Here is a 13633-nt window from a genome sequence, read left to right as displayed (position 1 = left end):
GTTTCCTCAAAGCGCCGATTTGATTTCAGCTTGCGGGCGCCACGGCCGATTCCTGGATCGGTGCGTGAAACACAGCTAAAGCGGAGACCGGATTAAACCCGCTTTCCTGCTTTGGCCAGGGGCGGGTTTTTTCATGAAGGACACACACGATGTCAGACACTGACGACGCGGAATACGCTTTCGACACGCTGGCGGTTCGTGCCGGCCAGGTCCGGACCGGTGAACAGGAGCAGTCGGAACCGATTTTCCTCTCCTCCAGCTTTACCTTTTCCAGCGCCGCGCAGGCTGCCGCGCGCTTTGCCGGTGACGAGCCTGGCAATATCTATTCCCGCTTCAGCAACCCGACGGTGCGTACCTTTCAGGATCGCCTGGCGGTTATGGAAGGCGGAGAATGCTGCGTCGCCACCGCCTCCGGCATGTCGGCGATCCTGGCCACCTGCATGGGGCTGCTCAACGCCGGCGACCATATCGTCTCGTCCAACGGTGTGTTCGGCACCACGGTCAATCTGTTCAGCAAGATCCTGTCGCGGTTCGGGCTTGAGACCAGTTTCGTGCCGCTGACCGATTATGCGGCCTGGGAACAGGCCATTCGCCCCGAAACGCGGATGCTGTATCTGGAAACACCGTCCAACCCGCTGACCGAGGTCGCGGATATGGAGCGGATGGCGGCCCTGGCCCGGGCCCATGATTGCCTGCTGGTGGTGGACAACTGCTTTTGCACCCCGGCACTGCAAAAGCCGCTGGAGCAGGGCGCCGACATCGTGATCCACTCGGCGACCAAGTATCTGGATGGTCAGGGGCGCTGCATCGGCGGCGCGGTTGTCGGCGATCATCAGCGTGTCGGCGAGGAGGTGTTCGCCTTTTTGCGTACCGCCGGGCCGACCATGAGCGCGTTCAATGCCTGGGTCTTCCTGAAGGGTCTGGAAACCCTGACACTGCGGATGCGCGCGCATTCCGAAAACGCCATGGCGCTGGCCGATTGGTTGCAGCATCAGCCGAGCGTGCGTCAGGTGAACTATCCGGGTTTGCAGTCGCATCCGCAGCATGCGCTGGCCAGTCGCCAGCAGACGGCCTATGGCGGCATCATCTCGTTCGAGGTTGACGGCGGTCGGGCGGAAGCATGGCGCCTGATTGATGCGGTGCGCCTGATATCCATTACCGCCAATCTGGGTGACCTGAAAACCACGATCACCCACCCGGCAAGCACGACCCATGGCCGGCTCAGCGAACAGGAGCGGCGGGATTACGGTATCGGCGAGAACCTGATCCGGCTTTCCGTCGGTATCGAGGATGTCGCCGATCTGCAGGCCGACCTGGGGCCGGCGCTGGCCCGGCTCTGACCGTGGTTTCCGCCGTCAGCGAGGCGCGGCAGTTGCTCGGCAGCCTGTTCCGGCAGGCGATCGATGCGGTCGCCGGCGATGCGGCAATGGCGGATGCCTTGCACCGGCAACCGTTGCCGGCCGGGCCGGTGGCGGTCCTCGCCATTGGCAAGGCCGCCGACAGCATGTGTCGGGGCGCGCTGCAGGTCCTGGAGGGCCGCCTGTCTTGCGGGCTGCTGATCACAAAGCAGGAGCACCTGTCCGCCGCATGCCGTGAGCACCCGCGACTGCGCTGCCTTGAATCCGCCCATCCGATCCCGGATCAACGCACGCTGGATGCAGGCCTGGCCCTGCGGCAGTTTCTTGGCGAACTGCCCTCCGGCGTGCCGCTGCTGGTGCTGCTCTCCGGCGGAGCATCAAGTCTTGTCGAGGAGTTGCCCGCGGGGTTTGGCGCTCGGGCACTGGCGGAGATGAACCGCTGGCTGCTGTCTAGGGACCTGCCTATTGACAGTATCAATGCGGTGCGCCGGGCAGTGTCCTGCATCAAGGGTGGGCGACTGCGTCGACGCCTGGGCGAACGGCCACTGCATGTGTATCTCATCTCCGATGTGCCGGGGGATGATCCGGCCGTGATCGGTTCCGGCCTGTTGTTTCCTCCGCCGGCATCGGTAGCGCTGCCGACCAGCCTGCCTGCCAGCGTGCAACACATGCTCGAGGCCGCGCCGCCGCTGCCCGAGCCACCCACCGGAAACGACGCGACAATGCGCTGGGAGGTCATCGCCAGCAACCGTCTGGCCTGTGAGGCCGTGGTGCGCGCCGCAAAGGAACGCGGGCTGACCGTGCACTGGAATGCGGAGTTGCAGCAGGGAAGTGCCATCGAGGCCGGATCGGGGATTGCGAAGGCACTGCAAGCAGCTGCGCCCGGGCTGTACGTGCAGGGTGGCGAGACCACGGTGGCGCTGCCTGAAAACCCCGGTCGCGGTGGACGGGCCCAGGCCCTGGCCCTGCGCGCGGCCATCGACCTGAGCGGGTTGGACGACTGCGTTTTGCTGGCGGCCGGAACCGATGGCACCGATGGTCCCGGAGAGGATGCCGGTGCGATCATTGATGGCCGGACCTGCACACGCGGCCGGCAGCATGGCCTGGACCCCGCGGCCTGCCTGGAAGCCGCCGACAGCGGCCGCTTTCTTCAAGCCAGCGGTGATTTGATCCGGACCGGTCCAACGGGCACCAACGTCATGGATTTATACATTTCGTACAAGTTTAATGTTTAACGTTTTAGGTTTAACGTATAAGACATTGAGATAAAACATAAAACTTAAAACGTTAAATAGCCGAAAATATGTCGACATTATTCGAACGCGCGGACGCCGCAATCCGGGAACCGGATCCCGAAGCCAAGGCCGATTTCGCGATCGCCCTGCGTTCCGACTGGGATGCGGGGCGCGTCGACATCATCGGTGCAGTCGACGAACCCGCGCCGATCGGTGAGCCGGGCCGTCCGTCGCGGCCGGAGCTGGTGGCCCCGCGGGAGCTGGTGCAACGAAATCTGTCCTCGCTTGAAGGTCGCGCGGCACTGGTCCATGCGATCGCGCATATCGAATTCAATGCCATCAACCTGGCGCTGGATGCGGTTTATCGGTTTCGCGACATGCCGCGCAACTATTATGGGGACTGGTTGCGGGTCGCGGCGGAGGAGGCCAATCACTTCCGCATGCTGCGATCAAGGCTGCACCAGCTCGACTACGACTATGGCGAATTCCCTGCGCATAACGGCCTCTGGGAAATGTGCATCGATACCGCACATGATGTGCTGGTGCGCATGGCCCTGGTGCCCCGCGTTCTCGAGGCGCGCGGGCTGGATGTCACTCCCGGCATGATCGAGCGACTTCAGGGCGCTGGTGATGGCGATACGGTGGCGCTGCTGGAGGTGATCCTGGCCGAAGAGGAGGGCCACGTGGCCATCGGTTCCCACTGGTTCAGGCATTGTTGCGATCAGCGGGGACTGGAGCCGGAGGCCACGTTCAGGGACCTGTTGCAGCGTTACATGCGCGGCCGCCTGCGCGGCCCGTTCAATCGCCCGGCCCGCCTGGTGGCGGGGTTCAGCGAAGCCGAAATGGATGCGCTGGAGCGGATGGACCGGCTCGCGGAGGACCGCTGAGCCATTCCACCCTTGCATGCATCCGTTGTGCCGGTGACGATGGCTGTCCACTCATGACGCGGAGACCTTTGCCATGGCCCAGATTACGCTGAAGGGAAACCCGGTTTCGACGGTTGGAGATCTGCCTGCCGTCGGCCAGCCAGCGCCGGACTTCACGCTGGTGCGAACCGATCTGTCCGAAGTGAGCCTGTCCGAATTCGCTGGCAAGAACGTGGTGCTCAATATCTTCCCGAGCATCGACACGCCCACCTGTGCCAACTCGGTCCGGACCTTCAACTCCCGGGCTGCGGATAAGGCCAACACCGTCGTACTGTGCATCTCTGCCGACCTGCCGTTCGCGCATCAGCGCTTCTGTGGTGCCGAGGGGCTCGACAATGTCATGTCGGCTTCCGCGTTCCGCGCGCCGGAGTTTGGCCGCGATTACGGTGTCGCGTTTGCCAACGGCCCGCTGGTCGGGCTGCTCTCGCGGGCGGTGGTTGTGGTCGGTACAGACGGCAAGGTGGCCCATGCCCAGCAGGTACCGGAAATCGCCGATGAACCCGATTATGATGCGGCGCTGAACGCGTTCTGACGGTCGTCGGCCGCAGTCCTCGCGGCATAGGGAAACACTGATTTATTCCCACGCCCGCGTTGGAATAAATCGGTGTTTCCCTGACCTGCACAGGCGCCGGTACCGGTCCGTTCGATGGTCACGGTACCGGCGCTCTTCGAAAACCCTTGGCCAAGTGGAACCAGACAGCATGGCGGACGATCAGGACCGGCGGGACCAGCAGCAGGAGGATGGTGACGAGCACCATCTGCGCCTGCGCACACTCCGCTACGAGGACTTTGCGGATATCGAGGAGATCATGGAGGCGGTCTATCCGACCATGGGGCCGTGGACGCGGAAGCAGTTTGCGGCGCAGTTGAACCGCTTTCCGGAGGGCCAGATCTGCATCGAGGACAACGGCAAGGTGGTGGCCGCCGCGCTGACCATCATGGTCGACTACCAGCGGTTTGGCGACAAGCACACCTACGACCAGATTACCGGTGACGGTTACTTCACCACGCACGACCCGAATGGTGACGTGCTCTACGGGGCCGATGTGTTCGTGCATCCGAAGTACTCGGGCATGCGCCTCGGCCGACGCCTGTATGACGCGCGCAAGGAACTCTGTCGGACCCTGAATTGCCGCTCCATCGTTGCCGGTGGACGCATCCCCGGCTATCGCGAGCATGCTGCGGAGATGACGCCGGACCAGTACATCGAGCTGGTCAAGCGGCAGGAAATCTACGATCCGATCCTGAGCTTCCAGTTGGCCAACGACTTTCACGTGCGTCGCGTGATCACGGGCTATCTGCCCGAGGATCGCGAGTCGAAGGCGTATGCGACGCTGGTGCAGTGGAACAACATCTTCTACGAGGAGAAGCACCAGCCGCTGTTCGGCGGTGCCAAGGCCTCGGTCCGGGTCGGTACCGTGCAGTGGCAGATGCGGCGTACGGAGACGGTCGAGGAACTGATGCAGCAGGTCGAGTTCTTTGTCGATGCGCTGGCCGGCTACAACGCCGATTTCGCGGTGTTCCCGGAATTCTTCAATGCCCCGCTGATGGGCAATTTCAACCAGGAATATCCGGCCGAGGCGATCCGCGGGCTGGCCCAGTACACCGACGAGATTCGTGAGGCGATGCAGTCGCTGGCGGTGAGTTACAACATCAACATCATTGCCGGCAGCATGCCGGTCTACGACGGCCAGCAGTTGCGCAACGTGTCGTTTCTGTGCCGGCGGGACGGTACCACCGAGAACCAGCACAAGCTCCACATCACCCCGGATGAGCGCAGTTACTGGGGGCTGACCGGCGGTGATTCGCTTCAGGTGTTTGATACCGATGTCGGCAAGGTCGGCATCCTGATCTGCTATGACGTCCAGTTCCCGGAACTCTCCCGGGTGCTGATGGAGCAGGGCATGAAGATTCTGTTCGTGCCCTACTGGACCGACACCAAGAACGGATACCAGCGCGTGCGACGCTGTGCCCAGGCCCGCGCCATCGAGAGCGAGTGCTACGTGGCGATTACCGGCAGCGTCGGCAATTTGCCGAAGATCGAGAACGTCGATATCCAGTACTCGCAGTCGGCGGTGTTCTCGCCATCGGATTTCGCATTCCCGCATGATGCCGTGGTCTCGGAGGCGACGCCGAACACCGAAATGACGCTTATCGTCGATCTGGACATGGAGAAACTGCGCGAGTTGCGTTACGAAGGTTCAGTGCGGAACTACCAGGATCGACGGCTGGATCTGTTTCAGGTTCACTGGAGCGCCGGCGCGGCCAGGCCGCAGGGACGGCAAGAGCCTGAGGATCAGGATACGGCCTGAGACGGCCAGAGGAGATAGTAATCATGAGCGAACGCAAGCGGCAGTCGGCCGAGTTGCGCATGCAGGCCGCCCTCTCGTGCCTGCTGGTCATCGACGTGCAGCAGAAGCTGATACCGGCGATTCCCGGCGGTGACCAGGTGCTGGAGTCGGTGGCCTGGTTGATCAAGCTGTCGCGGGAAATGGATGTGCCCGTGCGCGTCACGGAACAGTATCCGCGGGGCCTCGGTCCGACGGTGCCGGAGATCCGGTCGCTGGTGCTGGATGACGAGTTGCTGGAGAAGGTGCATTTCTCCTGCATGGACGCCGATACCATTCGCCGGCAGATGGCGGCAATGGGGCGTCGGCAGGTGATCATGGCGGGCACCGAAGCCCATGTCTGCGTCTTGCAGAGCGTCTTCCAGTTGCTGGAAGAGGGCTATCAGGTGTTCATCGTCGATGAGGCAGTGGCCAGCCGCAAGCCGCGCGATGCCGAATTGGCCCTGGAGCGGATGCGGGCCGCGGGCGCCCAGATCGTTTCGCGGGAAATGGTCGCCTTTGAATGGCTGAACTGCGCGGGAACCGAACTCTTCAGGACCGTTTCGAAAAACTATATCCGGTAGGAGGGAGAAACCGGACAGGTCACTGCCTTCCCCCGGGCGACGAGCTGGCGGGCGGGAAGCAGCGGTTCAGGGCCGGCCGCGAGGCGTACCCTGAACCGGAGTCGAGCAGGAATCAGTGCGCGTGGCCGTGTTCCTTCTCTTCGCCACTGGCTTCACGCACTTCCACGACCTTGACGTCAAAATTCAGCGGCACGCCAGCCATCGGGTGGTTGGCATCCACGGTGACCTGGTCGCCTTCCACGGCCACCACGGTCACGATCTGCGTGCCGCCTTCGCCCTGGGCCTGAAACTGCATACCGGCTTCCAGGTTGTCGACACCCTCGAACAGATTGCGCGGAACGGCCTGCTTCAGTTCCTCGCGCCGCTCCCCGTAGGCATCGGCGGGTTCGATTCGAACGCTGACTTCCTCGCCGGCCGCCTTGCCTTCCAGCGCCTTCTCGAGGCCGGGGATGATATTGCCCGCGCCATGCAGGTAGGACAGGGGCTGCTTGCCCTCGGATGTATCAAGCACCGCGCCCTCGTCGTCCTTCAGGGTGTAGTCGATGGCGACCACGGTATCGTTCGCAATCTGCATGGGTGAAATCCCCCGGAAATCATGAGTGAACCGTGCATGGTAACGTCCCTGTCCGATGCACACAAATCACGGTTCCGCAAGGGAAACAGACGATTGGCGCTGCGCTCGGGAAGGCGGTGCGGGGGCGGTCCGATACGGTTGCTCAGGACCGAATCAGGGCCTTCAGGTTGCGCAGGTACGCCTGCTCATCCGGCGGCCGCTGGTTCCGTTGCGCCTGCCACAGGGTCTCGGCCAGGCAGTCGATCATCTGGTGCTCGGCTTCCACCGGGCCGCCATGGCGTTCGCTCAGTGTCCGGTGCACGGCGCGGATCCCCGCCGGCCTGTCGGTACTGACCTGTTCCCGGATGGCCAGATGCATGCCCATGTGCAGAAACGGATTGGTCTCGCCATCCTCCGGCAGATATTCCCGCTGCATTCCCTTCTCGCCGGACTCGAGCAGGGCATGGTACTCAGGATGGTCCACCACCACACGGGCAATCATGTCCTCGAGCGGGGTCAACGGCAGACCCTCCCGGTACTTGCGCCAGGCATCGATATATTGATGGCGGAGGGTGTCGCGATCGGAGGAGAACATAGATTTTCGGTTCGTTTTAGGTGTCAAGTTTAAGGTTTTATGTCAATTTTACTTGTGTCACGGCACTTTAAACGTAAAACGTTACACGTAAAACGCGGCCGTCGGACGCCAGATCACGCCGTTTTCTCCTTGTATTCGCACCAGTCATAAATCAAACACGCCCCACACCGGGGTTTTCGGGCGGTGCAGACGTAGCGGCCGTGGAGTATCAGCCAGTGGTGGGCGTCCTGCAGGAATTCCCGTGGCGTCAGGCGGACCAGGCGGTCCTCCACCTGGCGGACGGTTTTGCCGCGCGCCAGGCCGGTGCGATTGGCGACCCGGAAAATATGCGTGTCCACCGCCATTGTTGGCTGGCCGAAGGCGGTGTTCAGGACCACGTTGGCGGTCTTGCGTCCGACCCCCGGCAGGGCCTCCAGGTGCTCACGGGTCCGGGGCACCTCGCCGCCGTGCTGTTCCAGCAGCATCGCGCAGAGCTTGATGATGTTGGCCGCCTTGCTGTTGAACAGGCCAATGGTCTTGATGTGCTGTTTGAGGCCGTCCTCGCCCAGGGCGAGGATCGCCGCCGGGGTGTTGGCGACCGGGAACAGCCGGGCGGTGGCCTTGTTCACGCCCCGGTCCGTGGCCTGCGCCGAGAGCACGACCGCAATCAGCAGTTCGAACGGGGTACTGTAGTGCAGTTCGGTGCGGGGCTCCGGATTCGCCTGCCGCAGCAGGCGGAATATCTGTGTCCGCTTTTCCCTGTTCATCTCAATTGGATTGGGTTGTCGGTGATGCCACTGGCACGGCCCGCGCCGGCTGTCGGGCACTGCGCTGGTCAAGCCAGTTCTTCGCCGCCAGCAGCAGGCCCAGGCCGATGAAGGCGCCGGGCGGCAACAGGGCGAGAAGCAGACCGTCATCCAGCGGCAGCACCCGGATTTGCAGGGCCGACGCCGAGGGTCCGAACAGGAACTCGGCGCCCCGGAACAGGGTGCCGTGCCCCAGCAGCTCCCGCATGCCACCGAGCAGCACCAGAACCGCGCAGAAACCGAGGCCCATCATCAGCCCGTCCATGGCGGCCACGGTTGGCGGGTGTCGGGATGCGAAGGCTTCGGCCCGGCCCAGGATCGCGCAATTGGTGACGATCAGCGGTACAAAAATGCCCAGCACCTGATGCAGTTCGTGGAACCAGGCGCTCATCAGCAACTCCACGGCGGTGACCAGCGAAGCGATGATCATCACGAATACCGCAATCCGGATTTCGGGTCGGAGCTGATGGCGGATCAACGACACTACCGTGCTCGAGCCCAGCAACACCAGCAGGGTGGCAATTCCCAGGGCCAGGCCGTTGACCAGGGTGCCGGTCACGGCCAGCAGCGGGCACAGGCCAAGTAACTGCACCAGTGCCGGGTTGTCGCGCCACAGCCCGTCGCGAACGCGCTCATGCATCATCGGTGTCATTCGGATCCCCGGACGGCTCGCTGTCGTCGTCACTGTCTTCAGGCGTGGGCGCGGCCGGCTCCTCCGGCTCGACATCGTCTACCGCGTCGGGCGCGGCTTCGCCCTCGGCGTCCTCCCGGTCCTCCGCCGCTTCCAGCGCCTCGCGTCGTTGCTCCTCTTCCCGCGCGGCCAGCGCGTCCTCCAGGGTGTCGGCATCGGCGAACAGCAGCTCGCCGTGTCGTTGCTGAAACAGCAGGGCATTGTGGATCGCGCTGATGACTGCCCGGGCGGTTATCGTCGCGCCACTGATCTGGTCGAATTCGCCGCCGTCGCGCCGCAGTTGCCAGCGTTGGGCAATCGCCTCGCTGTCGCTTTCCCCGTCGTCATTGTCGGCGTCACCGAGGGTCTCGCCGCGGAACTGCGTGATCCAGTTGCTGCGGCTCCGTTCGATGGCATCGCCGAGGCCGGGGGTTTCCTTGTGGCCTGCCACGCGTACCCCGGTGATCTCGCCCTGCCGGTCGACGCCGACAAGCAGGATGATCTCGCCGGAATAACCGTCCGGCGCCACTGCGGTTACCACCGTGGCAACCGGTTCGCCATCCCCGCGCAGCCGGTAGATAGGCAGGTGCTCGTTGACGCCGAGCAGCACCGGGTCCTTGGCTGCGATGACATCGTCCTGCGGCTGATTGTCATAGGCCGTATGCGGTACCACCTCGCTCAGCTGGCGCAGCAGCATGGCGCGCCGGTTTTCCTCGATTTGCTGAAGCGTGTTGTCGTAGGTCAGTGCGACCAGACCGACGCCAGCCAGTGTGAAGGCCAGCAGCAGACCACCGGCAATCAGCATCTGGCGAATGGCGGCATGTTGAGCGGTCATGCGTGACGGACTCCGGATAGTCGGTTCATCCCTGCCCCGCGATACGTGGCCGACACAGGCGATCAAGCAATGGCGCCGCCAGGTTCATCAGCAGCACCGCAAAGGCAACGCCCTCCGGATAGCCACCCCAGCTCCGGATGACCCACACGAGTATCCCGATACCAAGGCCATAGTAAAGCCGGCCCAGCGGCGTGGTGCTGGCCGAGACCGGATCGGTGGCCACGAAAAAGGCGCCCAGCATGGCGCCGCCGGCGAACAGGTGGAACAACGGGTCGGCGAACTGATCGGGTGCAATCAGCCAGGCGGCAAAAGCCGGCAGGCCCAGGCCCAGCAGCACGCCGAGCGGGATCTGCCAGGCGACCATGCGGTGCCGCAGCAGGTAAAGCCCGCCGAGCAGGAACAGGGCGTTGATCAGCAGCCAGTCGGGCTCCTGGTGCAGGGAGAACGGCCCGAATCCGTTGCGCTGCGCGGCGACCGGCTGGCCGGCGGCCAGCGCGGTTTTCAGGCCGTCCAGCGGTGTCGCTCCGCTGACCATGTCGAATGCCGTCATGCCACTGCCAACCGCCAGCGTCTGCAGCAGACCCGGCGGCGCCAGATCGGGCGACGGCCAGAGCACCATGCTGCCGGGGAACGAGACCAGCAGGAACACGTAGCCCAGCATCGCCGGATTGAACGGGTTGAAGCCCAGTCCGCCGTAGAGATGCTTGCCCAGCGCCAGGGCGAAGAAGGTGCCGAGCACCGGCATCCACCAGGGCAGCAACGGTGGCAGGCACAGGGCCAGCAGCAGTGCGGCGAGCAGGGCGCTGTGATCGCCCAGCGCCGGCGCAATGGGTCGTCCACGAAGGCGCAGCATCAGCGCTTCTGTGGCCAGCGCGGTGGCGCCGCAGAGCAGGATATTCAGCAACACGCCCCAGCCGAACAGCCAGACCATCGCCAACGTGCCGGGAATCAGGGCCAGCAGGACGCTCCGCATTAGCCGCGGCACATCGTGCCTCGGCCGCAGGTGGGGGGCCGCGGACTGCATCATTCGCCACCGTCTCCACCCGGGTCCGACTGCTTCCGCCGGCGTCGGGCCAGCGCAGCCGCGATGGCGGCCTTGCGCGGATCCTGTCGTGTTCCGTCGGTTTCCTCACCTGCCTTGCGCAGGGCATCCCGTTTCGCCCTTCGCCGTGCCTCCTGCTGCTCTCGTTTGCGTTGCAGGCGGGCTTCCCGGGCTTCGAAACGGGCACGTGCCCGGCGGGCCCGATCCTGTTCCAGGTCCGCGCTGACCAACTCGGCCTTGGCTTCGCGGAATTCCCGGACCAGCGGGATGCGGCTGGGGCAGACCACGGCACAGGCACCGCATTCGATACAGGCCATCAGGCCGTGCTCGCGTAGCGCATCGTGGTCATGGTCCCCGGCATACCAGTGCAATTGCTGGGGTAGCAGCCGCACCGGACAGACCGCCGCGCAGTCGCCGCAGCGAATACAGGCACGCTGCTCGCCGTCCTCGCCCAGCAGGTCTGCGTCGGCCAGCAGCACACAGTTCGTGGCCGCGGTGACCGGGCAACGTGGATCCTGCAGCGCGACGCCCATCATCGGTCCGCCCTGGATCAGCATTCGTTCCTGCCAACGGACATCCAGGTAATCCAGCATCCAGTCCACGGGTGTCCCGAACCGGACGCGATAGTTGCCGGCCTGCGGCAGGTCCGGGCCGGCCAGCGTCACGATGCGGTCAAGCAGGGGCTCGCCGCTGTGCAGGCTTTGCCAGACCGCCGCCGCAGTACCGGCATTCTGGCAGAGCAGGCCCTGATCGATTGGCAATCCGTCGGCAGCGATTCCCTGACCAAGCAGGTTGCTGATCAACTGGCGTTCACCACCGGACGGGTACCGCGCGGGCACCGTCCGCAGTTCGATGGCGGACGCCGCGGCTTGCGTGGCCGCTGCAAGGGCCTCGGTCTGTTCGTTCTCGATGGCCAGGAGGATCCGGTCGGCGCCGCAGGCCCGCGCCAGCAGCAGGGCGCCCTCGACCACCGCATCGGCATGGTCACGCAGCAGGCGATCGTCGCAACTGATACAGGGCTCGCAGCCGATGCCGTTGATGATCAGCGTATGCACGCCTTGTTCGGCCGCCGCCTCCAGTTTTTCCGCGGTGGGGAACACGGCACCGCCAAGGCCGCAGACACCGGCCGCACGAATCCGCTGCCGCAGATCCCTGGGTTCCAGGGCGAGGGGCTCGTCGCAGGGCGCTGCCTGTCCAGGCCAGGGGCGGTCCTCGCCGTCGCAACGGATCACCGCGCAGCGCAGCCTTCGTCCATCAGCATGGGCGGAAAGCCGCCATTCGACGGCCGTGAGTGTGCCGGAGCTGGGGGCGAACAGTGGTACGGCCCAGCCTTCCTCCGGCTGGGCCAGTGGTTGTCCGCGATGGACCGCATCGCCCGGCTCCATCAGCAGCCGGCTGCGCCCGTTGGGCTGATCCAGCGGAATCACCAGTTCGGGGGGCAACGGCAGGGTGCGCAGTGGCGCCCCGGTGCTCCAGTGTTTCCAGTCCGGGAGTTCCAGCCCGCCCGGGAAACCGAAAAGCGCGTCGTCCGTCATGCTCAGGCGGCGGTCCGCGCGTCCCGCGGCAGCAGGGCAATGCAGTCCACCGGGCAGGGGTCAAGGCACAGTTCGCAGCCGGTGCATTCCTCGTGAAGCACGGTGTGCATCTGGCCACGGGCACCGAGGATCGCGTCCACCGGGCAGGCCTGGATGCACAGCGTGCAGCCGATGCAGGCCGGCTCGTCGATCAAGGCCACCATTGATCTCTCCGGTGTGCTGCCGTGACGCGCATCCAGCGGCTCCGGCTCGCGGTCCAGCAGATCGGCGAGCTGGCGGATGGTTGCCTGGCCGCCGGGCGGACAGCGGTTGATCGGCGCCTCGCCGGCGGCGATTGCTTCGGCATAGGGTCGACAACCGGGATACAGGCACTGGCCGCACTGGGTCTGCGGCAGCAAGGCATTGATCTGCTCCACCACCGGATCGGTGTGCGGTCGCAGGCGGACCGAGGCGAACCCCAGCAGGCCGCCCAGCACGGCGGCCAATAGCCCCATGATCAGCAAGGCATCGATCATCGTTTCATTGCACGCTTACGTTCATCGTTGGTGCCATCCAGTGTTCACAGGCGGGCCAGGCCGGTAAAGCCCATGAAGGCCAGCGACATCAGGCCAGCGGTGATCAGGGCGATGGCCGCGCCCTGGAAGGGTTGCGGGACTTCCGCCACGGCCAGGCGTTCGCGCAGGCTGGCAAACAGCACCAGCACCAGGCTAAACCCTAGGGCCGCGCCAAAACCGTAGAACGCCGATTGAAGCAGGCCGTGGATCTGTTGCACGTTCAGCAGGGCGACCCCCAGGACCGCGCAGTTGGTGGTGATCAGGGGCAGGAACAGGCCCAGCACCTGATGTAGCAGCGGACTGGCGCGGTGAATCACCAGTTCGGTGAACTGCACCACCGCGGCGATCACCAGGATAAAGGCGATGGTGCGCAAGTACGCCAGCCCGAAGGGTTCCAGTAGCCAGCTGTTGACCAGATAACTCAGCACCGCGGACAGGGTCAGCACGAAGGTGGTGGCCAGTCCCATCCCGACCGCTGTTTCCAGCTTGCGCGACACGCCCATGAACGGACACAGGCCGAGAAACTTCACCAACACGAAGTTGTTGACCAGCGCGGTGCCCAGCAGGATCAGCGCAAGTTCGGACATAGATGGCCCTTTGGGCGTTTAACGTTTTAAGTTTTAAGTTTTAGGAA

Annotated in this window: 14 protein-coding genes and 1 pseudogene; 6 read left to right on the top strand and 9 right to left on the bottom strand. The window is 64.4% G+C overall.

Features of this window, described 5'->3' with window-relative positions:
* Positions 1-149: 149 nt before the first annotated feature.
* From M0534_RS00675 to M0534_RS00650, 6 genes are all read left to right on the top strand, one after another.
* The gene (locus M0534_RS00675; RefSeq protein ID WP_248566482.1) at positions 150-1340 is read left to right on the top strand and encodes an O-succinylhomoserine sulfhydrylase; all 1191 of its coding nucleotides are present in this window, start codon (positions 150-152) and stop codon (positions 1338-1340) included.
* 2 nt (positions 1341-1342) lie between these two features.
* A complete protein-coding gene (locus tag M0534_RS00670) occupies positions 1343-2593 on the top strand; it encodes a glycerate kinase type-2 family protein (protein WP_248566481.1) in 1251 nt (416 codons plus the stop codon).
* 68 nt (positions 2594-2661) lie between these two features.
* Complete coding sequence (locus tag M0534_RS00665; protein WP_248566480.1) at positions 2662-3480, top strand: ferritin-like domain-containing protein; 819 nt, start codon at positions 2662-2664, stop codon at positions 3478-3480.
* A gap of 73 nt (positions 3481-3553) precedes the next feature.
* Positions 3554-4051: a thiol peroxidase gene (tpx, locus tag M0534_RS00660; protein WP_248566479.1), complete on the top strand. Its 498-nt coding sequence runs from the start codon at positions 3554-3556 to the stop codon at positions 4049-4051.
* Between the two features lie 169 nt (positions 4052-4220).
* Positions 4221-5831: a bifunctional GNAT family N-acetyltransferase/carbon-nitrogen hydrolase family protein gene (locus tag M0534_RS00655; protein ID WP_248566478.1), complete on the top strand. Its 1611-nt coding sequence runs from the start codon at positions 4221-4223 to the stop codon at positions 5829-5831.
* Between the two features lie 23 nt (positions 5832-5854).
* Complete coding sequence (locus tag M0534_RS00650) at positions 5855-6430, top strand: hydrolase (protein ID WP_345894688.1); 576 nt, start codon at positions 5855-5857, stop codon at positions 6428-6430.
* A 112-nt stretch (positions 6431-6542) separates the two neighbouring features.
* Here the strand turns inward: M0534_RS00650 and M0534_RS00645 are convergent, their stop codons facing one another.
* From M0534_RS00645 to rsxA, 9 genes and pseudogenes are all read right to left on the bottom strand, one after another.
* The gene (locus tag M0534_RS00645) at positions 6543-7004 is read right to left on the bottom strand and encodes an FKBP-type peptidyl-prolyl cis-trans isomerase (RefSeq protein ID WP_248566477.1); all 462 of its coding nucleotides are present in this window, start codon (positions 7002-7004) and stop codon (positions 6543-6545) included.
* 142 nt (positions 7005-7146) lie between these two features.
* Complete coding sequence (locus M0534_RS00640; RefSeq protein ID WP_248566476.1) at positions 7147-7578, bottom strand: DUF1841 family protein; 432 nt, start codon at positions 7576-7578, stop codon at positions 7147-7149.
* Between the two features lie 113 nt (positions 7579-7691).
* Entirely contained in the window at positions 7692-8324 is a 633-nt protein-coding gene (gene nth, locus M0534_RS00635; RefSeq protein WP_248566475.1) for an endonuclease III, read from the bottom strand.
* Position 8325: 1 nt separating this feature from the next.
* Positions 8326-9015: an electron transport complex subunit E gene (locus M0534_RS00630; protein WP_248566474.1), complete on the bottom strand. Its 690-nt coding sequence runs from the start codon at positions 9013-9015 to the stop codon at positions 8326-8328.
* On the bottom strand, positions 8996-9868 hold the full coding sequence (rsxG, locus tag M0534_RS00625; protein WP_248566473.1) for an electron transport complex subunit RsxG: 873 nt from the start codon (positions 9866-9868) through the stop codon (positions 8996-8998). The genes M0534_RS00630 and rsxG overlap by 20 nt, the downstream gene beginning before the upstream one ends.
* Positions 9869-9893: 25 nt before the next feature.
* Positions 9894-10895 (bottom strand): RnfABCDGE type electron transport complex subunit D, encoded by a 1002-nt coding sequence (locus M0534_RS00620; RefSeq protein WP_248566472.1) that lies wholly within the window; start codon positions 10893-10895, stop codon positions 9894-9896.
* On the bottom strand, positions 10892-12445 hold the full coding sequence (gene rsxC, locus M0534_RS00615; protein ID WP_248566471.1) for an electron transport complex subunit RsxC: 1554 nt from the start codon (positions 12443-12445) through the stop codon (positions 10892-10894). The genes M0534_RS00620 and rsxC overlap by 4 nt, the downstream gene beginning before the upstream one ends.
* A gap of 26 nt (positions 12446-12471) precedes the next feature.
* Positions 12472-12960, bottom strand: a pseudogene (gene rsxB, locus M0534_RS00610) (electron transport complex subunit RsxB); the annotation flags it as partial.
* 44 nt (positions 12961-13004) lie between these two features.
* Positions 13005-13586, bottom strand: a complete 582-nt coding sequence (gene rsxA, locus M0534_RS00605) for an electron transport complex subunit RsxA (RefSeq protein ID WP_248566470.1) — start codon at positions 13584-13586, stop codon at positions 13005-13007.
* Positions 13587-13633: the final 47 nt, after the last annotated feature.

The sequence above is a fragment of the Methylonatrum kenyense genome (genome assembly GCF_023195885.1).
Lineage (GTDB): Bacteria > Pseudomonadota > Gammaproteobacteria > Nitrococcales > Aquisalimonadaceae > Methylonatrum > Methylonatrum kenyense.
This window is presented reverse-complemented; position numbering and strand designations above follow the sequence as displayed.